Source organism: Flavobacterium chungangense LMG 26729 (assembly GCF_000735715.2).
In the GTDB taxonomy this organism is placed as follows: Bacteria; Bacteroidota; Bacteroidia; order Flavobacteriales; family Flavobacteriaceae; genus Flavobacterium; species Flavobacterium chungangense.
On sequence record NZ_JASY01000001.1, the window covers coordinates 663,383 to 685,125 of the forward strand.

The 21,743-nt window shown below is 35.4% G+C and carries 17 protein-coding genes; 9 read left to right on the forward strand and 8 right to left on the reverse strand.

Annotated features, from left to right (window positions below; translation table 11 throughout):
* Window positions 1-9: 9 nt before the first annotated feature.
* The 3 genes from JE46_RS02525 to JE46_RS02535 form a co-directional block, all read right to left on the reverse strand.
* Entirely contained in the window at window positions 10-1,329 is a 1,320-nt protein-coding gene (locus JE46_RS02525; protein WP_031453686.1) for an MFS transporter, read from the reverse strand.
* The gene (locus tag JE46_RS02530; protein ID WP_031453687.1) at window positions 1,316-2,887 is read right to left on the reverse strand and encodes a glycoside hydrolase family 10 protein; all 1,572 of its coding nucleotides are present in this window, start codon (window positions 2,885-2,887) and stop codon (window positions 1,316-1,318) included. Before JE46_RS02530 ends, JE46_RS02525 begins: the two co-directional genes overlap by 14 nt.
* Window positions 2,888-3,296: 409 nt before the next feature.
* Complete coding sequence (locus tag JE46_RS02535) at window positions 3,297-4,505, reverse strand: anhydro-N-acetylmuramic acid kinase (protein WP_031453688.1); 1,209 nt, start codon at window positions 4,503-4,505, stop codon at window positions 3,297-3,299.
* Window positions 4,506-4,709: 204 nt separating this feature from the next.
* On the opposite strand from JE46_RS02535, the gene JE46_RS02540 reads away from it, so the two are divergent.
* The 4 genes from JE46_RS02540 (at window position 4,710) to JE46_RS02555 (ending at window position 7,003) form a co-directional block, all read left to right on the forward strand.
* Window positions 4,710-5,267: a LemA family protein gene (locus JE46_RS02540; RefSeq protein ID WP_031453689.1), complete on the forward strand. Its 558-nt coding sequence runs from the start codon at window positions 4,710-4,712 to the stop codon at window positions 5,265-5,267.
* Complete coding sequence (locus JE46_RS02545) at window positions 5,267-6,220, forward strand: DUF3137 domain-containing protein (protein ID WP_035136367.1); 954 nt, start codon at window positions 5,267-5,269, stop codon at window positions 6,218-6,220. Before JE46_RS02540 ends, JE46_RS02545 begins: the two co-directional genes overlap by 1 nt.
* A gap of 118 nt (window positions 6,221-6,338) precedes the next feature.
* Complete coding sequence (locus JE46_RS02550; RefSeq protein ID WP_031453691.1) at window positions 6,339-6,584, forward strand: hypothetical protein; 246 nt, start codon at window positions 6,339-6,341, stop codon at window positions 6,582-6,584.
* Window positions 6,581-7,003 (forward strand): DUF6896 domain-containing protein, encoded by a 423-nt coding sequence (locus JE46_RS02555; protein WP_031453692.1) that lies wholly within the window; start codon window positions 6,581-6,583, stop codon window positions 7,001-7,003. Before JE46_RS02550 ends, JE46_RS02555 begins: the two co-directional genes overlap by 4 nt.
* A 343-nt stretch (window positions 7,004-7,346) precedes the next feature.
* Here the strand turns inward: JE46_RS02555 and JE46_RS02560 are convergent, their stop codons facing one another.
* Together JE46_RS02560 and JE46_RS02565 are read right to left on the reverse strand one after the other, a co-directional pair.
* Window positions 7,347-7,763, reverse strand: a complete 417-nt coding sequence (locus JE46_RS02560) for a DUF1634 domain-containing protein (protein WP_230408839.1) — start codon at window positions 7,761-7,763, stop codon at window positions 7,347-7,349.
* Entirely contained in the window at window positions 7,741-8,577 is an 837-nt protein-coding gene (locus tag JE46_RS02565) for a sulfite exporter TauE/SafE family protein (protein WP_031453694.1), read from the reverse strand. The genes JE46_RS02560 and JE46_RS02565 overlap by 23 nt, the downstream gene beginning before the upstream one ends.
* Before the next feature lie 446 nt (window positions 8,578-9,023).
* On the opposite strand from JE46_RS02565, the gene JE46_RS02570 reads away from it, so the two are divergent.
* Both JE46_RS02570 and JE46_RS02575 read left to right on the forward strand, forming a co-directional pair.
* Entirely contained in the window at window positions 9,024-11,930 is a 2,907-nt protein-coding gene (locus JE46_RS02570; protein ID WP_031453695.1) for an FAD-binding and (Fe-S)-binding domain-containing protein, read from the forward strand.
* 34 nt (window positions 11,931-11,964) lie between these two features.
* On the forward strand, window positions 11,965-12,918 hold the full coding sequence (locus JE46_RS02575) for a YARHG domain-containing protein (RefSeq protein ID WP_031453696.1): 954 nt from the start codon (window positions 11,965-11,967) through the stop codon (window positions 12,916-12,918).
* Window positions 12,919-13,035: 117 nt separating this feature from the next.
* Here the strand turns inward: JE46_RS02575 and JE46_RS02580 are convergent, their stop codons facing one another.
* Complete coding sequence (locus JE46_RS02580) at window positions 13,036-14,193, reverse strand: Gfo/Idh/MocA family protein (protein ID WP_031453697.1); 1,158 nt, start codon at window positions 14,191-14,193, stop codon at window positions 13,036-13,038.
* Between the two features lie 353 nt (window positions 14,194-14,546).
* Here JE46_RS02580 and JE46_RS02585 point away from each other — a divergent pair, with 353 nt between their 5' ends.
* Complete coding sequence (locus JE46_RS02585) at window positions 14,547-16,487, forward strand: amino acid permease (RefSeq protein ID WP_031453698.1); 1,941 nt, start codon at window positions 14,547-14,549, stop codon at window positions 16,485-16,487.
* A gap of 217 nt (window positions 16,488-16,704) precedes the next feature.
* Here the strand turns inward: JE46_RS02585 and JE46_RS02590 are convergent, their stop codons facing one another.
* Window positions 16,705-17,907: an aminotransferase class I/II-fold pyridoxal phosphate-dependent enzyme gene (locus tag JE46_RS02590; RefSeq protein ID WP_031453699.1), complete on the reverse strand. Its 1,203-nt coding sequence runs from the start codon at window positions 17,905-17,907 to the stop codon at window positions 16,705-16,707.
* Between the two features lie 327 nt (window positions 17,908-18,234).
* Between JE46_RS02590 and JE46_RS02595 the strand changes: the two genes are divergently transcribed.
* Both JE46_RS02595 and lpdA read left to right on the forward strand, forming a co-directional pair.
* Window positions 18,235-18,693: an Lrp/AsnC family transcriptional regulator gene (locus JE46_RS02595; protein ID WP_031453700.1), complete on the forward strand. Its 459-nt coding sequence runs from the start codon at window positions 18,235-18,237 to the stop codon at window positions 18,691-18,693.
* A gap of 879 nt (window positions 18,694-19,572) precedes the next feature.
* Window positions 19,573-20,976, forward strand: coding sequence for a dihydrolipoyl dehydrogenase (gene lpdA, locus JE46_RS02600; protein WP_031453701.1), 1,404 nt, complete (start codon window positions 19,573-19,575; stop codon window positions 20,974-20,976).
* Between the two features lie 55 nt (window positions 20,977-21,031).
* Here lpdA and JE46_RS02605 read toward each other — a convergent pair whose 3' ends face one another.
* Window positions 21,032-21,685 carry a glycosyltransferase family protein gene (locus JE46_RS02605; RefSeq protein ID WP_031453702.1) on the reverse strand — a complete coding sequence of 218 codons (654 nt, stop codon included), beginning with the start codon at window positions 21,683-21,685 and terminating at the stop codon, window positions 21,032-21,034.
* Between the last annotated feature and the right edge of the window lie 58 nt (window positions 21,686-21,743).

Here is a 21,743-nt window from a genome sequence, read left to right on the forward strand (position 1 = left end):
GATTTGGGGTTAAACTTCTTCTGATTTTTTTCCGAAATCCTTCGGGAAAATTAAAAAACGTGATAAAATAAGACCTGGAATTGTTGCTATCAAAACCCAGATAAAGAAGTTTTGATAACCTAAATATTGTTGAATATAGCCACTTAACATTCCCGGCAGCATCATTCCCATAGCCATAAAACCGGTTGCCAGTGCATAATGTGCTGTTTTTGATTCTCCTTCAGCAACATGAATCAGATACATCATAAATCCTGTAAACCCAAAACCATATCCAAACTGTTCTAAAATTACAACAAGGCAAGTGTAGAGATTAAGGTTGGAATTTATTTCGAAAAAATATAAGTTTATGTGAAGGTGAAAAAGTTCTTCAGGTTGAAAATGAGCTAATCCAATAAATCCAAGGATAGGCAGGTGCATTGCCAGAAACATAGGAAACATCCATTTGGTAAGGCCATGTTTAGAAATTGCAATGCCACCTAAAATGCCACCAATCGTTAAGGCCAGAATTCCTAAAGTTCCATAAATAATACCTACAGCCTCAGTGTCCAGAGCCATACCGCCCAATTCTTTCTTGTCTAACAAGAATGGACTTAACATTTTTAGTAATTGCGATTCTCCTAATCTAAAAACTAAAATAAATGCCAGAACCAGACCAATTTGTTTTTTCTTAAAAAAAGTCACAAATACAGTACCGAAGCTTAAATGGTGGTCTTTATTATTTTCAACAACATTTATTTCGGTTTTTGGTGTAAAAACGAAATTATAAAGTGTAATAAATGTCATTAACAAACCTACTGCAATCATCGTATAAGACCAGGCTTTGGTATTATCACCATATTTATGCTCCAGATAACCTGCAAACAAAACGATTAAACCATTTCCTGAAAGCATTGCAAGTCGGTAAAAAGTACTTCTGATGCCGAGGAAAAAAGATTGCTGTTCTTTTTTTAATGCCAATAAATAAAATCCGTCACTGGCAATATCATTCGAAGCCGAAGCAAAAGCCGCCACCCAAAATATTGCTAAACTCATCATGAAAAATCCGTTTGTCGGAATCGTAAAGCCAACCAGTAAAAATGCAATAGAAATGAGTAACTGCATTGATAAAAACCATTTTCTTTTGGTTCCGTTCAATTCTATAAAAGGACTCCAAAGCGGTTTTATAACCCATGGCAAATACAATAAACTGGTGTAAACACCAATATCTTCATTGGAAATCCCTAAATTTTTGTACATAATTACCGAAACCGAAATGATGACGGCATAAGGCAATCCGGAAGCGAAATTAAGAAGTGGGATCCAAGACCAGGGAGTGTTATCTGTTTTCATCAGGTTGTGCTGGGGAATAGATTTTAAATGTCTTTTTTAAGTCGATAATAGTGGGTGTACTTTCGTTTGCAAAATAGTCAATAAATGTCACAGCACAAGCTTTATACTGATTCATTTTTTCGGCTGGAACCGAAAATGAAATTGTTCCTGTGTTTTGGCATACCACTACCTTATCAACGATTTGTCTGGCATCATTAATGTCTATTTTCGAAATATGTTCTGCTCCGTACACCACCATGTACCTCACTTTTGTATTATAAGGATATTTGACATTGAACGAATAACGCAGGCTGTCTTTTCCGTACTCATTTACAATTGGTGTATCAATAATAACACGTTTTAAATTTGGAACTGCCGATGGAAGAGCCGGATACTGGTATTGGTTTTCTTCTAAATGGCGAACAATATCAAAGTTTTTGTCCATGAACCATTTAGCACTGAAATAAGCGCTTCCACTTACGTTTTTGAAATTTCTCAAATAATCGATCTGATTCGGGATTTCTGACATGAAATTCCAGCTTTTATCACTGTCACCTCTAATCTTATAGGATGCGTGACCAATGTAAATGGCTGTATTATTTGAATTCTCAGACCACCATTTTACTAATTTGGAGTAATTGGCAACACGATTATTCATGCTCCAATAGAGTTGTGGCAGAATGTAATCAATCCATTTTTGGTCCATCCATAAAACGGGATCGGCATATAAATCGTCGTAATTTGAAGTTGACTGTGTCTCGGAACCTTTTGGATCTACCGATTTATTTCGCCAAACCCCAAACGGACTGACTCCAAACTGAACCCACGGTTTGCTGGCTTTTATAGTGGTAGAAATCGTGTGCACAAAATTGCTCACATTGGCACGACGCCAGTCGGCAAGCGATAAACCGCTTCCGTATTTTTTGTAGGATGCTGTGTCGTTAAACACTTTTCCAGGAACGGCGTATGGATAAAAATAATCATCAAAGTGAATGGCGTCGATGTCGTATTTATCGACAACTTCTTTCACCACTTTGGTTAAATGCGACTGAACTTCGGGCAATGCAGGATCATAGTATAGTTTTCCTCCATATTCAATCATCCATTCCGGGTGTTTAAAAATATCGTGCTCTGGACTTAATTGCTGTTTGTTTAAATCGAAAGTCGCACGGTACGGATTCATCCAGGCATGAAATTCAAAACCTCTTTCGTGCGCTTCCTCAATCATCCAGGCCAAAGCATCGTAATACGGATTGGGAGCCTGACCTTCCTTGCCTGTTAAAAACCTTGACCATGGCGCTAGTTCTGAAGGGTAAAAAGCATCACCGACACTTCTAATCTGAACAATTACGGCATTGTAATTCAGTTTTTTGTAAGCCTCTAAAATTCCGATATAATCTGCTTTTTCTTTTTCAACGTTATCAATCGCCGTTTTGGGCCAGTCAATATTTACAACAGTTGCAATCCAGACACCTCTAAATTCATTTTTAGGATGTTTGTGTTTCTCCTGTGAACTGATATTCCATCCAAAGAAAAATAAAAATATGATGGAGTATATTAGGTGTTGATTTTTATGCATTTCAATCTTTTTTAACAGAAACCAAAAATAGTTTTTTTAACCGACTATCGTAAATAATTCAGAAATTATAATTTAAACGTTATTTGTTTGGTTTTCATGTAATTGTTTTGGCTTTTTATACGATTAGTTTGTAACTGAATTTGATTATTCATTTTTGAAGCAGAACGATTAGGCTTTTCTAGTAAGCATCGTCCCGCTTTCCGTTACAAACGAAGTTCACTGAACTCCGATTAAAAATAAAAATTAAGTGAAGTAATCTTTTGTGCCGAACCCCGGCACAAAAGGATTTCTACTTCAAATAAAGTTCACTGAACTCCAATAAAAATAGAAGTTAAGTGAAGTAATCGGGGCTAAAGAGAAATATTTTGCTTTTTTGAGAACATTCCAAAATAATAATCCAAGGTTAATTTTAATCCGGAAAAGAAATTTTCCCCATGGTTACAGATGGAATTCCTTTGTTTGTACCAAAATTATAATCTCCGCCCGCAACCGTTTCATTGGCTAAAACGGCAAATAAGACCGCTTCTTTGGCATCGCTTAAAATGCCCAAATCATCGCTTTTTTGAAATTCGCATCGCAATAACTCTTTTAACCACTTGACCAATAAAGGATTGTTAGTTCCGCCTCCCGACATATACACTTTAAATTCTTCAATTGGTATTCCCGTGTTTTTTACCACAAACAGAATCGCTTCGGCAATTGTTTCTGCGCTCAGACGTGTTAAAGTAGCCAGCAAATCTGGTGCCGAAATGTTTTCGAGATTGGTTTTTGAAAGTGCCGAATCAACAAAACCTTTATTGAATAATTCCTGACCGATTGTTTTTGGAAAACTTTTCGTGAAGAAAGTATCGTTTTTTAGTTCCGCCAAAAGGATTTGATTTACGGTTCCGCTTTGGGCAATTTCGGCGTTTTTATCGTAGTTTTTTTCAGGGAAAAACTGTTTGGTGAAAATGTCGATTAGGGTATTGGCCGTTCCGGTATCGGTTACAAAAACTTCCTCGGCGTTAAGGGAAGCAGGCAAATAGGTGAAATTCGCGATTCCGCCCATGTTGAGCATGATGCGGTTTTCACTTTTTTTGCTGAACAACAAATAATCACCATAAACAGCCAAAGGTGCTCCTTCGCCACCTGCTGCTACATGTTTTTGCCTGAAATCTGATAAAGTTATAATTCCGGTTTTCACCGCAATATGATCGCCATCGCCAATCTGTAAAGTCGCGTTTGGAAATTTTTCCTGCTGATGCAAAAACTTCGGAGCGTGCAAAACCGTCTGCCCGTGCGAAGCAATCAAATCGACTCCGTTTGCCGGAATATTCCATTTTTGAAGGCAATTGTTGACCATTCCGGCGTGCAAAAGACCAATCCATTCGTTCAGTAAAGCCAAATGCTGAAAATCGATTGTTTTTTTAGCAAAAACTTTACGGATTTCGGTTTTAATATCTTCTGAGTAAGGGATAGTTTCAAATTCGAGAATGGTAACGTTTGTATTTTCGCCCGCTCCCGAAATTTCACACAAAGCAATATCGAGCCCATCAAGCGAAGTTCCGGACATTAAACCTATTATTTTTCGGGTTTGTTTTTGGGCAATATTATAGAGAGCGGTTATGTTTTTGTTCATTTGAAATGAGTTTTAAAATCAGCGGTGTATCGGTAACGCTAAAATCAGATTATTTTGGATATAAAGTTATCCTTTTTAGTCAATTTTTGGTTGAAATATCAAATTTTAAACATTCAAATTGGTGTTGGAAATCTGAAAAAATAATGAGCAAAACTTATTTCCTTTTCTATTATATTTGCTCATAATCAATTTAAAAAATAAACCATGATTGTTATTTTAGGACTTATTATTTTTCTTCTTATTGTTGGAATTGCTATCTATAATTCGCTTATCGCAAAAAGAAATCAGGCAAGCAATGCTTTCTCAGCTATTGATGTTATGCTGAAAAAACGTTTTGACCTGATTCCAAATCTTGTTGAAGTAATAAAACAATACGCCAATTACGAACAAGGTACTTTAACCAAAATAGCAGAGCTTCGCGCCAAAGCAACTTCTGGAACTTTAAAAGACAGCGAAAAAGCGAGTTTAGATACCGAATTAAGCACTGCTGTAAAAGGCTTGATGGTAACGGTCGAAAATTACCCGGATTTAAAAGCTAATACGAATTTCTTAAATCTGCAAACTACCTGGACAGAAAGCGAAGAACAAATTGCCGCTGCAAGAAGAACTTATAACGCTATAGTAACTGATTACAATAATACAATTATGATGTTTCCGGGCAATATATTTGCAGGAATACTGGGTTTTACCAAAACAGATGTACTGGCAACACCTGAAGAGGAACGTAAAAATATTAGTGCAAAAGAGCTTTTTAATAATTAATGGACTCAGAAATTAATCACAATGCAGGCTTTCAGGAAGCTCTGAATACATTAGAAATTGACCGAAAAATAATATCCAAAAACCGTAAATTATCCAATATCATAACTGGTTTTGCCTTTATAACCGTAGTGATATGGCTGATAATTAAATTTCATATTTTAGTATTTTTAGGTTTTTTTTTCGTTTACGGAATTATTCGTTCTGTCATACGCATTAAAATAGAAAATGATACACAAAGATACAAGGTTGACTATAAAACGAATGTTGTAATACCTGCACTAAAAAATCTCAAAGAAAGTTTAGCTTTCACGCCTCAAAGTGGAATTTCAGATGATGAATTTATAAGTTCTGAACTTTTTATCACCAAACCGGATCGTTATAACACCCAGGACTTAATAACCGGAACTGCTGATAAAACTTCTTTTTATTTTGCAGAAGTTCATGCCGAGTTTAAAATAGAAAGCGAAAACAAAAAACGCACAAAATGGTTTGACATTTTTAAGGGGATTATTTTTATTGCTGATTTCAATAAGAACTTTAGCACTTCGACAGTTGTACGCCCAAAAAGTCCTAAAGATGAAATTAATTCATGGTTTTCCAAAAACATTTTTAGTTTTGGGGATAGTGATAAAGTGCAATTAGAGAATACAGAATTTGACAGCAAATTTGTAACATATTCCAAAAACCAAATTGAAGCAAGATATATTCTGACACCTGCCATGATGGAGAGAATCGTAGCTTTAAACAGTAAATGTGACAAGACAATTTCAATTTCGTTCATACATTCTAAAATGTATATTGCCTTTCCGTTGTCTCACAATTACTTTGAAGCACCTATTCATAAAACACTTTTAGCTCCTGATTTGCTTACTGATGATCTTTCAATTGTTCAGTTTATGCAGGATATTGTTCATGAACTGGATTTGAATACGAGGATTTGGGGGAAGGAGTAGAACATTTTTGAAAGTGATATTTTTAAAAACCGTTTAATAGATTTGAATTTATTATGGGGTTTTCACAACTCTGTTACTCGACTGCATCAGAGTACCAGAATATGGATATTCGAATTAAATGAAATATATACAAAATGAAAATATTTTTGTAATAATTGGCGGAATTATATTTTGCATTTTCTTAATTTGTTGGATTAGAAAGGCAGATATAAAAGAATCTAAAAAGTTAGAACAAGAAGATTTAGAAATGAATTCAATTACTAAAATGCGTAGTTGGAGAGTTTACATTATTGCAGGAATTGGAATTATTATTATGATGTTTGAAGTTTTGAAACGGCTATATCAAATGATATTTACCTTATGATTGAAAAAATCCTGAAAGACTACATTAAGTTTATAAGAAGCTTTGAAGTTTTATTAAAAGATAAATACCAGCAAGACATAAATCCGTGTTTGTTTTCTCATACTTTTTTTAAAAGAATAGACTCAATTGACGGAATTGAATATCATTTTCACGGAAGTGGATGCACTGCCAAAAAAGATGGTGTTATTTACGAGTACGATATTATAATAAACCAAATTAAATTTTCACAATGGAAATTCTCAGAGTTTATTAGAACACATCCCGAATATCAAAATTTAAATTATAGTCCTGATTTTGTTGAATATGAATTGTATCAGCTTATTGAGAAAGGAATTTTAGAGTGGGATATTATAGAAGGTATTCCTTTTGGATGTGTTTTTAAATTTTATCGGGTTGTTGAAGAATCTTTTTTTGATTAAATCAATCCCAACTAGCCCTCGTTTATCAACAAGTATGTGCTCGATTGCATCGAGTACCTACTTAAATTATGAAAACAAATCGTAGCGTTTGCAACGCAGATAACTAAATCAAACTAACTTATAAAACCGTTGTATTTATTTTAAAAATCCGCGATATCGTTGCGTAAAAATATTAGATACATATCTTTTCTTGTCAATGATTTTTTTTATCAAATACTTCTCATGAAACCAACAGCCCTAGCCCAGATGGAAGCGGCATCCTTTTTCCGCCGGGATTCGGCGGAAAAGATATAGCGGACAGCTGGAAATAGCTCCTGAAAATCCTTAAAATAAATAGGTTTCATTAGTGCGAAAATCCAAACGAAATACTAAGGATAATGATGCCGATTACGATGGTGGTAATGGCCACATAGAGGTAGTCTTTTTCGAGGAGAAAAGAAAATAAGGACAGTAATACCCGAAATACAGGCGTGAGGAACAAAAGTATGATTCCGGAGAAGATGATCGAGTCACCTTTGCCCTGAATCAGTCCCTGGTAAATGGAGGCGATTACTTCGAAAATGTTTTTGTCTTTTTCTATAAATACCGAGTAGTCTTCGATTTCCTGACCGTGGTGCAACAGATAAACAATGCCTCCAATGGCGGCTACTGATAATGCTGTCCAAACGCCGTAGCGCAATAAATTGCCTATAATGTTCTGAAAATCTTTTTCCTGAGATATATTTGGTGTCATGTTTTTAGATTTTTCCGTTAATGCCATTGTAAATCATGTTTATTGCCAGTACAAAAATGAGGCAGGCGAAGAAAATGCGGAGTTTTTTTGGATTGGTTCTCACCAGGATTTTGGCTCCCGCCATGGCTCCGAACAATACCCCAATTACGACCGGCATACAAATTCCGGGTTCGATATAGCCTTTCTGAATGTAAATAACGGAACTGGCCATTGCCGTAACGCCCATCATAAAATTACTGGTGGTGGTGGAAACCTTAAACGGAATCCGCATGATATTGTCCATAGCAATTACTTTGAAAGCCCCGGAACCGATCCCTAATAATCCGGACATCATTCCGGCGATACCCATCATGCTGAAGCCACCAATTACATTTTTTGTTCCGTATGCGACTACTTCTCCGTCATGAGTAGGATAAGTTCCGTTCAGATGCAGTTTTTTGGCTAATGGACTGGATTCTAAAACGATATGTTCTTCTTTTTTTCGCAAGGAATTAATCGCAGAAAAAATAAGCGTGAGTCCGAATAAAACAGCGATAAAAGAGGTTGGTGCTATGGTTGAAAGCAGTGCTCCGCCAACAGCTCCGAGTGTGGTGGCGATTTCGAGGAATATCCCGAGACGCATATTGGTAATTCCTTCTTTAACATAAGCCGCCGCAGAACCGGATGAAGTGGCAATTACTGAAACCAAAGCCGCTCCTATAGCATAATGAATATCGACTCCGAGGATCACTGTAAGAAGTGGTATGATGATGATTCCGCCGCCTAAACCGGATAAGGAGCCTACAAAACCTGCCAAAAAAGCCCCTAAGAGCATGATCAGGGTGAATGTTAATACTGTCATTGTTGTATGTTTTTTGCTAATTTACAAATACATACTGTTTTTGGCATCATTAAGTTTTATTGTGAAAGGATAAAATGGTTTTATTTTATTGAAAGATGCTGATTGTTAGCGTGATAATGGTGAACTTAAAAATGCCTTAAAAAAATCAGCGTGATAAAATAGTTGTTTAACAAGGGCTTCGACGAAGTTTATCCTGAGCGAAGTCGAATGGGCTCAGTCTGACATCTGTTTTCAATTCACAAATTATTTCTTTCAAATTAATAAATGCAAAAAACACACTTAATAAAACGTCTTTAAGCCAAAATGCAGTACAAGTTCACAATATTATGGCATAAACATTGAAAAATCAGTGCCTAAATTTCTTAATTTAGAATAAAAACAAAGGAAATAAGAGTATTTTTGTAGGCGAAAAACACATCCGTTTTAGGTTATAAATTCAAATCAGAATGTCAATAATTAAGGAGTTAGAACAACTGTCTGCATCATTAGAAGGAACACTTTTATACGATGATCTTCATAAAACGCTTTATTCAACCGATGCGTCGGTGTACCGGATTAAACCGAATGCCGTAGCTATACCCAAAACAACTGCGGATATTGCCAAATTAATCAAGTTTGCAGCAGATCATAGCATTTCGGTTACACCAAGAACTGCGGGAACCTCACTGGCAGGACAGGCAGTAGGAGACGGATTGGTAATTGATGTTTCGAAGCATTTTACTAAAATTATTTCGTTTGATGCCGAAAAGAAAACCGTTACCGTTCAGCCCGGTGTTATTCGCGATGAGCTGAATTTATTCTTAAAATCTCACGGTGTATTTTTCGCTCCAATCACATCAACCTCAAACCGCGCCATGATTGGCGGAATGGTCGGAAATAACTCTTCGGGAACAACCTCGATTCGATATGGTGTGACGCGTGATAAAATTGCTGAGGTGAAAGCAATTTTGAGCGACGGCTCTGAAGTCGTTTTTAAAGACCTGACTTCGGATGAATTTATAGAAAAAACAAAAGGGGATACTTTAGAAAATAAAATATACAAAAGCGTTTACGAGGAACTTTCAGTAAAAGAAAATCAGGAAGAAATTATAAAGGAGTTTCCGAAACCTGAAATTCACCGTAGAAACACCGGTTATGCGGTTGATATTCTGCTAAAATCGGAATTGTTTGGCGGAACAGAACCGACAATCAATTTAGGAAAACTGCTTTGCGGAAGTGAAGGAACGCTGGCTTTTACGACCGAAGTGACCCTAAAAGTGGACGATCTGCCACCTGCACACAGTATTATGGTGGTAGGACATTATCATACAATTCAGGAATCGTTAGAATCGGTTGTAGTGGCAATGAAACATCATTTGTACACCTGCGAAATGATCGATGATACAATTTTAGATTGTACGAAAACGAATCGGGAACACGTAAAAAACCGTTTCTTTTTGCAAGGCGAACCAAAGGCGATTATGATGTTCGAAGTGGCAGCCCATACTTTGGAAGATGCAGAAATACAGGCTGATGCTCTGATTGCTGATTTAGAGAAACACAATTTTGGCTATGCTCAGGTAAAAATTTATGGTGCTGATATTGACAAAGCCAATGAACTGAGAAAAGCCGGTCTTGGACTTTTAGGAAGTATTGTAGGCGACAATAAAGCGGCGGATTCAATTGAGGATACAGCGGTTGAATTGAGCGATTTACCTGCCTACATTGCAGAGTTTTCGGCGATGATGTTAAGCCACGGACAGGAAGCGATTTATTATGCACATGCCGGTGCGGGAGAATTGCACTTGCGTCCTGTTTTGAATTTGAAGAAGACTGAAGATTTAAAATTATTCAGAACCATTGCAACGGAAGTAGCACATTTGGTAAAAAAATACAGAGGTTCATTAAGTGGTGAACATGGCGACGGAATTGTACGCGGGGAATTTATTCCGTTTATGATTGGCGAAAAGAATTACGAATTGCTGAAAAGAATCAAACTGGCATTCGATCCAAATTCGGTTTTGAATATCGGGAAGATTGTCAATGCTGGGAAAATGGACGAAAACCATCGGGTAATTTCAGGCAGAGTTGAACCGGATATTAAAACGTTTCAGGATTTCTCAGACAGTTTAGGGATTTTGCGTGCAGCCGAAAAATGCAACGGTTCAGGAGACTGCAGAAAATTACCATCGGCAGGGGGTGCTATGTGTCCGAGTTATCGTGCGACCAAAAATGAAAAGGAAACAACCCGAGCGCGCGCAAATGCTTTACGCGAATATCTGACGTATTCTGAAAAAGAAAATAAATTCGATCAAAAGGAATTATACGAAGTTTTTGAATTGTGCGTAAGCTGTAAAGCCTGTGCCAGCGAGTGTCCGAGTAATGTGGACGTTGCAACTTTAAAGGCCGAATTTTTATACCAATATCAAAAAGCAAACGGATTCTCGACCCGAAATAAGATTTTTGCCAACAACGCCAAACTGAATAAAATGGGGAGTAAATTCCCGGCAATTACCAATTTTATTTCGAATCAGTCCTTCGTAAAAAAAACAATGGGAATTGCACCGGAAAGGCAAGTTCCTCTATTGGCGAAAAAGACTTTTAGAAAATGGTTTGCAAACCATAAACCAACAAAAACAGATTTTCCGAACGGAAGATTATACTTATTTGTAGACGAATTCACGAATTATTACGACGTAAATATCGGAATCGATGCTTTCGAATTATTGACAAAATTAGGTTATCAGGTTTTAGTTATCGATCACGAAGAAAGCGGAAGAGCATTTCTTTCGAAAGGATTTTTGGAAGAAGCCAAGAAAATTGCCAATCATAATGTAACTGTTTTTAAAGATCTGGTTTTAGGAAATACGCCTTTGGTTGGAATTGAACCTTCGGCGATTTTGACTTTTAGGGATGAATACCTTCGTTTGGCGGATAATAAGGATGCTGCAGAAAAATTATCTCGAAATGCTTTTACAATTGAAGAATTCTTCAAAAAAGAAATTATCGACGGAAAAATCACACCTGATTCTTTCTCAGAAGAAACAAAAGAAATTAAAATCCACGGACATTGCCATCAGAAATCTTTAAGTTCTGTTGAAGCGACTTTTGCCATGCTGAATCTGCCTAAAAATAATACGGTTACCATTTATAATTCGGGCTGCTGTGGAATGGCCGGTTCTTTTGGTTATGAAAAAGAACATTATAAAGTGAGCATGCAGATGGGTGAGGATACGTTATTTCCAAAAGTGCGTAACACTGCTGAGAGTGTAAAAATCGCTGCTGCGGGAACGAGCTGTCGTCATCAGATTTATGACGGAACGAGTCGTGAAGCTCAGCATCCGGTAAGTATTTTGCGTAGTTGTTTGAAATAAAAACGGTTTTGAATTATTTAATTAAACCATTATAATGAAGTTTTATTTATACATAATTTTATTTTTTACTTTTTCCCTAAGTGGGCAAAATAAACTGGATTGTTCTAAATGTTCATCTGAAATTATCGATGAAAATAAATTAAAAAAGGAAGACATTTTTTCCTTAAAATTATTGAAGAACGAAATTTATGCAAGAAAAGGATATGTGTTTTCAAATCCTGAATATTCAGATGTTTTTAAGAAATTTAATTGGTACAATCCGGTAAATGACAATAAAAGTATTGTTTACTCAGACATTGAACTAAAGAATATTGCAATTTTAAACCGAAGAATTAATGAAATTTCAGAATTTCTTGAAAAGGAAAGAAATAGTAAATACAAGGCATTTTCGCCTGAAAAAATAAATCAAATTTTTACCAAAGAAAAAAGAAAAGAACTAGGGATTAATTTTAGTATTTGGAAAGTTTACAATTACAAGGACAAAACTGGCGAGTATTATTTGGTGCTGACAGAAGATAAATTTAAGGAGCCTGTTGAGGGTAATAATTTTAACAATGCAGTCAGGGCATTAAATTTTAAAATTGAAAATGAGCACTGGACAAAAACTTTCGAAACGAATGATTTTAAAGAAAGTCATGAGCAGAGTATTTGGTTTTGGTCGAGATATATTTATGTTGAAGATTTTGATCATGACGGAATTATTGATCCGATTATAATTTATGGTACTAGCGGACTTAATTTATATGATGATGGGAGAATTAAAATTCTATTGTATTATAAAGGTAAAAAGATAGGTATCCGGATTCAAAATGGAATTCTTGATGACGAAAGAAATTTTAATGTAGATGCTGACTTTTATAATCTCCCAAAGATAATACAGGAAAAAATTGTAGCGCAAATGTATTTAATGGTCGAAAACAACCACTCTATTTTACCTTACGGATGGCAAAAAAAGATGGCAAAAAAAATGACTTTCATCGCTGAATAGTAATTTAGAAAATCAATTTGCATATAATCTAGTATTAGAGTATTAATAAATCTGCGAGAGAAAATTTATAGTTCCAGATAAAAATCTATGCTTATCTTTGTAAAAAGTAGCAAAAAATCACTTCAAGCTTACTTTTTTTCCTGTTTTAGCGGCTTTATAGATGGCATTGATGACTTTTATATCTTTTAGGCCTTCTTCACCAGTGATATGATTGGGGAGTTTTTTATTTTCTAAAAGGAACTTACAAATTTCATCCATTTGAGTCTGCTGCTGGTTTATCACGGGGAATTTCAATTCTTTTTCAGATGTTTTTCCTTTAAAAGGGCCATAACTCAAAGCGGGACTCAACTCGAAAGAGCCTTCATCCGCGGAAGCGTAAAACCTGTCAATATTATAACTCACTGTAGTATTGCAATTTGCAGCTGCACCGCTCGGAAATTCCATTTGCCAGGAAATGCTTTCTTCTGTCTCAGTAAAAATCTGTTTGTTGTGCACTGTACCAAATTGAGCCGTAACCGCAATTGGTTCTTCGCCCAAAACATAACGGCTTACCTGAATACAATACACTCCCAAATCCATTAACGGGCCGCCGCCGGATAATTTTTTGTTAAGTCTCCATTCGTGACGGTCGTTGAAATTTACAGTAGATTTAGTATCAAGAGGATCATGGATTTTGTAACCAAGAGAAGCTTCGATATAACGTACCTGCCCAAAAACTTTTTCCTGTCCTAGACGTTTTATTTCCAAATGTGTTGGTTCATAATGCAAACGATAACCAATAGCTAACTGCACATTATTATCATTGCAGGCTTTTATCATTTCTTCGCAATCTTTAACCGAAATTGCCATTGGTTTTTCGGTAATAACGTGTTTTCCTGCTTTTGCTGCACGGATAGTGAATTCTTTATGCAATCCGTTTGGCGTTACAACATATACTAAATCAATGTCTTTGTTTTTTATAATTTCATCGAAATTTTCGTAGTTATAAATATTATTTTCCGGAATATTGTATTTCGTTTTCCATTTTTCGGCTTTAGCTGGTGTTCCGGTAACGATTCCGGCGAGCTGACAATATTCAGAAACCTGAATTCCTTCTGCAAGCATAGAAGCATAGTTTCCTAAACCGCAAAGCGCTATATTTAATTTTTTTCCTGTGTAGGGTTTGTGCAGCTTTTCAGTTTCGGTCAAAAAAGAAGGAAGCGTAGTCATGACAACCGAAGCTCCAACACCTACTCCTAATTTATTTACAAAAGATCGTCTTGAAATTTTTTCCATAAAATGATTCTTTAAAAATTAAATACTTCTTAATTAGTAAGCTGGTTCTAAGAAATGTTACATTTGTGTTTGAAATTGCTGTTTAACCGCAAGGCACGTAAGGGTTACGCAGAAGTTGGTAAAGTTTTCTTTCTGCGAGAGAAAAAATAGGACTACAGATAAAAAAATATTTGTGAATTGCTTCGTCTATTCGCTATCGTCCGGGTAGTGGCAAAAAAAACTTAGTGTCCAGAAAAAAAATCACAAAAAAACAAAAACGTTTTATAAATTTGAAATCAGGATAATTTTTGCATTATTTGCAAAATAAAACGATAAACACCTGAAAAATTTAATTTTTAATAGCGAAACCACCTATGGCATTTTCAAGTTTATTTCGAAAAAAGACGGTACAGGATATTCTGAAACAAGTTGCACAAAATGAAACTGATGGACACAATGCATTAGGAAAGCACTTAACAACAAGGGATCTAACAGCATTTGGAATTGCAGCTATTGTTGGGGCAGGAATTTTTAGCACGATCGGAAAAGCCAGTGCTGATGGCGGACCAGCTGTTATTTTTCTGTTTCTTTTTACAGCTTTAGCCTGTAGTTTTGCCGCTTTTGCTTACGCCGAATTTGCTTCGATGGTTCCGGTTTCAGGAAGTGCTTACACTTATTCTTATGTAGCTTTCGGCGAATTAATTGCCTGGATTATTGGCTGGGCTTTAATTATGGAATATGCCGTAGGAAATATAACGGTTGCCATATCGTGGAGTGATTATTTTACGGGACTGCTCCAAAGTGGCGGTATTCGTTTGCCACAATGGATTCAGATGGATTATTTAACCGCTTCAAACGGTTTTAAAGATGCTATGGCTTTAATGCAGGGAGGAAAATCTTTTGAAAATTTAGATTCAGCATTGCAGGCGGCATATATGGCCTGGACTACGGCACCAACGATTGGTTCTTTTCATTTTGTTGCCGATCTGCCTGCTTTGTTTATCATTGTTTTAATTACCGCTTTGGTATACAGAGGAATGAAAGAATCCCGTAATGCCAGTAACTTAATGGTAGTTGTGAAACTTTGTATTGTACTTTTAGTTATTGCTGTTGGAGCTTTTTATGTTGATACAAACAATTGGGATCCGTTTGCTCCAAATGGTGTAGGTGGTGTTTTAAAAGGGGTTTCAGCGGTTTTCTTTGCTTATATTGGTTTTGATGCGATTTCAACAACGGCAGAAGAATGTAAAAATCCACAGCGTGATTTACCACGCGGAATGATGTGGGCTATTATTATTTGTACGATTTTATACATTGCGATTGCCTTGGTTTTAACCGGAATGGTGCGTTATAATGAATTAAATGTTGGAGATCCTTTGGCATTTGTTTTTGAAAAGTTAGATTTAAAATGGATGTCGGGTATTATTGCCGTAAGTGCTGTTGTGGCAATGGCAAGTGTTTTATTAGTTTTCCAGATGGGACAGCCACGTATCTGGATGAGTATGAGCCGTGACGGTTTATTGCCAAAGAAGTTTTCTACAGTGCATCCAAAATTTAAAACGCCTTCTTTTGCTACAATTGTTACAGGTTTTGTAGTAGCAGTACCGGCTTTATTCTTAAACTTAACGATGGTAACCGATTTGTGCAGTATCGGAACCTTATTTGCTTTTGTACTCGTTTGCGCCGGAGTTTTGGTATTGCAGAACAAGCCGGAAATTCCAAGAGGAAAATTCAAAACGCCATATGTAAACTCAAAATATATTTTACCGGTTTTAATAATCTCCGGATTGTATTATGCTTTTACATTCAACAATAAGGCAACTGTGGCTTTTATTAATAATGAAGCACAGACATTTGATGCAACAACAATTATTACATCTTTAAATAAAGAAGAATCTGCAAAAGTTTTAAATTATTTAGAAAATATTGATGTTAAAAATAAAACTGCCGAAACCTCAGATTTAGAACATTTATTGAGCCAATATCAGGACGACGAAACTAAATATGCCGAAGTTGTAAAAGGTCTTCCAATCAATGATTCATTAAAATACGAATCGGGTTTCAGTTTATTCAAACACAAAATCCCAATGTGGATTTTTCTTTTTGTTCTGGTTGGATTAACGGTTTGGGCATTCAGAAAAAATTTGTCTTTAATTCCGCTTTTGGGTTTAATCTGCTGTCTCTATATGATGGCTGAGTTAAGCGTTTGGAACTGGATTTATTTTACAATCTGGTTACTAATCGGGTTATTGATTTACTTTACCTATAGCAGAAAAAATAGTAAACTGAACTTTGTAGGAAAGATATCAGTTTAGAGTTATGAATTATAAATGGAAAGCCGTTCTGAGATTGGTCAGAACGGCTTTTTTATTTTAATTTTTTCACGCTGATTCTGCAGATTTAAGCAGATTTTAATAGATTTTTTATAAACACATATTAATAAATCTGCTTAAATCCTTTTAAATCAGTGTGAAATAAAAACTTAGCGATTCTCTGCGAAAACCCCTCCGTGTATCTCTGTGAAATAACGTTTTATAAAACCCCAAGCTCCACCATACAAGCCTTCATCATCTCATAAGTACGCTGAATATCATTATCCAGTCCAATCGAGAACCGAATCAAACCATCCGTTAATCCCATTTCAAGCTGCTCTTCAAACGGAATTTCACTCGATGTCGAAGTACCCGGCGCACTGAATAAGGTTTTATAAAATCCTAAACTTACTGCCAGATATCCCAAATTTCTATCCTGCATTAACTCCATCAATTCATTTGCCTTTGCTAAAGTACCAACATCAATAGTCAGCATTCCACCAAAGCCGTATTCCGGATTTATCATGGTTTTATAAAGTTCATGACTCGGGTGACTTTTCAATCCTGGATAAACCGTTTTTAAGCCGTCACTTTCAAATTTTTCAGCCAGATAAGCCGCATTGTAACTATGTTGTTTAATTCGAATATGAAGTGTTCTTAAATTTTTCATCACACTTGCAGAACGCAGACTGTCCATTGTGGGTCCCAAAAGCATACTTGCTCCGGAGTTTACATTCTTCAGCGAATTAATAAATTCTTTCGATGCACAGGTCACACCACCAACTGTGTCACTACTTCCGTTAATGTATTTCGTTAGACTATGAATTACAATATCAGCACCCAATTTTGCCGGAGAAACAGATAAAGGTGAAAACGTATTGTCAACAACCAATTTTAGATTGTACTTTTTAGCAATTTTTGCTAACCCGCCAATATCAGCTACTTCCAAAAGCGGATTACTCACAGTTTCACAATACAAAACTTTAGTTTTAGAAGTAATTGCAGCTTCTACAACATCCAGTTTCGTAATGTCAACAAAACTTGTTTTAATACCAAAACGAGGCGTAAAATTCTTCAAAAAAGCATATGTTCCGCCATAAATCGTTCTGCTGGAAACAATGTGGTCGCCTGAACCGCACAATTGCAATAGAGTAGGCGTAATCGCTCCCATTCCTGAAGCCGAAACATTTGCCGTTTCTGTTCCTTCCATCGCTGCCAAAGCCTGATCCAGGTACAAATTACTTGGAGACGAATGGCGCGAATACAAATAGCAGCCTTCCATATTACCTTCAAAAGTATCAAACATCGTTTTTGCTGATAAAAAAGTATAAGTCGATGAGTCAGAAATCGAAGGATTCACGCCTCCAAATTCACCAAAGTATTGCAAATCCTGAATTTTGTCTGCCGGATTAAAGTTTTTCATTTTTATGTTAGTTTTAAGTTTAAGGTTTCAAGTTGTTTTAATAACTCTGTAATATTTGTATCTTAGTGTTTAGGAGCTATTTCCTGCTGTCCACTGTATCTTTTATGGTGAACTCCACCATAAAAGGATGCCGTTTCCATCAGGGCTAGTCCACTCAGTTTCAAAATAAATTTCAGTCAAAGAAAAGTTTTATCAGAAAAAATGTCAATAAGGATTTGTTTTTATAGATTTTAAAACTGTAAATGTGTATTTATTTTGATTTTTAGTCTAAATTTGATCGGAAAAATATAATTCAGTAGATTTTCTTTCACTTCAAAAACAAAAGACATGGTTCTTGACCAAATCGATAAAAAACTCCTCGTTTTATTGCAAACCGACAGTAAAAAAACAACCAAAGAATTATCATTAAAACTGAATCTTTCGGTTACGGCAGTTTATGAAAGAATAAAAAAACTAGAGCGCGAAGGAATAATCAAAAACTACGTGGCTTTAGTGGATAAATCAAAAATTGAAAAAGGGTTTGTGGTTTTCTGCCATTTAAAACTCATTCAGCATACCAAAGAATTCCTGACCAAATTCGAGAGTGAAGTCATCAAACTCAACGAAGTTTTAGAATGTCATCACGTAAGTGGCGATTACGATTATATATTAAAAGTATTAGTAAAAGACATGGAAGAATACAGAGAATTTCTGGTAACTAAACTAACCACTTTACAGCATATTGGAAGCACACAAAGTATGTTTATGATCAGCGAAGTGAAGAATTCGACGGTGATTTCGTTCTAAGATTCTAAGATTTTGAGATTTTGAGATGCTGAGATTCTAAGTTTATAATATCACGATGGTTAGCGTATTTTTTGTCATTTCGACGAAGGAGAAATCTCCACAAGTAGCTCCGCATAGAATTTCCCAATCGTTGTAGAGTTTCTCGCGAAGATTTCTCCTTCGTCGAAATGACATAACTTACGAAAGTACTTTACAACTGTGAAGTAAAAATTAAGTAATCAACACATTTTTTAATTACTAAAAAGCATTAAATTTTATTTAAAATGCCACTACAATGGAAACGAAATAATTAAGAAGAAAACTCATAAAAGATTTTGGAAAATTCATCGAAGACGATTCGAAATTAGAAATTTTAGAAAGTGTTTTTGATGCCATTAGTCATGATGAAAAAAAGTCAATTGTTTCCGATTCCCATTATGATTTGGTTGCTGAAGAAAGAGAAAAATATATTTCTGGGGAAAATCAGTCCAGTTCCTGGGAAGAAGCCGGAAATCGCCTGAATGCGAAATATGGCTTTTAAGATTACTATTTTACCATTAGCAGAAAAAGAAATCGACGAATCTATTGAATTTTACGAAAGCAGAAGTAAAGGTTTTTTGTAATTATTCATTATGTTTTTCATACATCAAGAAATCCTCAAAGAAAACCCTGAGTTTTAACATTGATAAAATCTGCCAAATTTTCCCGATATAAATTTTGCTATTTTTGAAAATCAATTTACAGGATTTTATAAATTTCAAATTCGTTAATCAAAAATCAAAAAAGAATCACTTTCTTTTCAAAAACTAAAGAAATCATAACAAAAAACCTTAAGCTTTAAACTTTAAACAAAACTTTATTCCTTAATTTTGTAACGCTAAAATAAAAAATAGAAAAACTATGAGTTCATTTGACGTAGTCATTATAGGTTCAGGTCCTGGCGGATATGTATCAGCAATTCGTTGCGCACAATTAGGTTTCAAAACTGCAATTGTAGAAAAGTATAACTCTTTGGGCGGAACCTGTCTTAATGTAGGTTGTATTCCTTCAAAAGCATTGTTATCATCTTCTCACCATTATGCAGAAATTGCACACTTTGCAGATCACGGAATCGAAGTTTCGGGTGATGTAAAAATCAATTTAGAGAAAATGATTGCCCGTAAGCAAGCAGTTGTAGACCAAACAGCAGGCGGAGTAAACTACTTAATGGATAAAAATAAAATCACTGTTTTTAATGGTTTGGGTTCTTTCGTAGACGCAACTCATATTTCTGTTGCAAAAGCTGATGGAACATCTGAAACTATCGAAGCAAAATATACTGTTATTGCAACAGGATCAAAACCATCTTCTTTGCCATTTATCAAAATTGATAAAGAAAGAATCATTACTTCTACTGAAGCTTTAGCTTTAAAAGAAGTTCCAAAACACTTGGTTATTATTGGTGGTGGAGTTATCGGAATCGAGCTTGGACAAGTTTACCTTCGTTTAGGAGCTCAGGTTTCTGTAGTGGAATTCATGGACAGAATTATTCCGGGAATGGACGGAGCGCTTTCTAAAGAATTAACTAAAGTATTGAAAAAACAAGGAATGAAATTCTATGTTTCTCACAAAGTAAAATCAGTTGAAAGAAACGGTGATGCTGTTACAGTTCAGGCTGAAAATGCAAAAGGAGAAACAATCACTCTTGAAGGAGATTATTCATTAGTTTCTGTTGGCCGTCGTCCGTACACAGACGGGTTAAACGCTGATAAAGCCGGAGTTAAAATCTCAGACAGAGGACAGGTAGAAGTAAACGATCATTTACAAACAAGTGTTCCAAATATCTACGCTATTGGTGATGTTGTTCGTGGAGCGATGTTAGCACATAAAGCCGAAGAAGAAGGAACTATGGTTGCTGAAATTTTAGCAGGTCAAAAACCACATATTGATTATAACTTAATTCCTGGTGTAGTGTACACTTGGCCGGAAGTTGCTGCAGTTGGACAAACTGAAGAGCAATTAAAAGCTGCCGGAGTTAAATACAAATCAGGAAGTTTCCCATTCAAAGCATTAGGACGTGCAAGAGCAAGTGCTGACTTAGACGGATTTGTAAAAATCCTTGCTGATGAGAAAACAGATGAGGTTTTAGGAGTTCACATGATTGGGGCGCGTACAGCTGATTTAATTGCTGAAGCGGTTACTGCAATGGAATTTAAAGCTTCAGCCGAAGATATTTCAAGAATGAGCCACGCACATCCAACTTTTGCGGAAGCGATAAAAGAAGCAGCATTAGCTGCTACTGAAAACAGAGCTATACACGTATAATATTTTACGTAAATCATATTTTTAGAAAACCGTCAGAATTCATCTGGCGGTTTTTTTATTGTTTTACTATTTTGAAAATATAATAGGTTTCCTTGTTTTTTGTATAAACACTATAAGTCAGATTATCTTCATTGTATAGTTTATATAAATATTTTTCGCCTTTAATGCTTAAATTTTTTCTGGATACATTATCACTTTCAATAAATTCCAATTCGAACTCGCAATTGCCTTTGTTTTTATAGCGTAGTTTTGAAAAAGTATTGTCTGAAAATTTTTCTACCCATAAATTATCTTTTAAAGTAACTTCTACCTTATTGCCATCATTTTCGACATAATAATACTTCGAAGTTTTACTGAAATTATTACATTCTTCTTTTGATATGATTTGTAAAGGTCTTTCATTTTGCATCGACCAGGTACTCTCAGGTGATTTATTTGGAAAAAGTGCAACAAATTCATTGCAGTCTTTTTGCAATCTATAAAAGATTTGCGCAAATATTTTTTCTTGAATAATAGTGTCTTTAAATTTTGATAAATAGGGAGTAATGTGAGAATTATTGATAGTATTAATTCGAATTTCGTTATTTAAATTTTTGTTTTGAACTAATGATTTGCATATTTCATTATTTAGTGAATCTACAGCCTTGGTGTACTGTGATCTGGAATAAGAAGAATAAAACAGAATAATGAGAAAAATGTATGTTTTCATTTTTAGAGATTGATTAGTTATCAAATATAATTTTTTTGTTAGAATAGTATAAACTTTT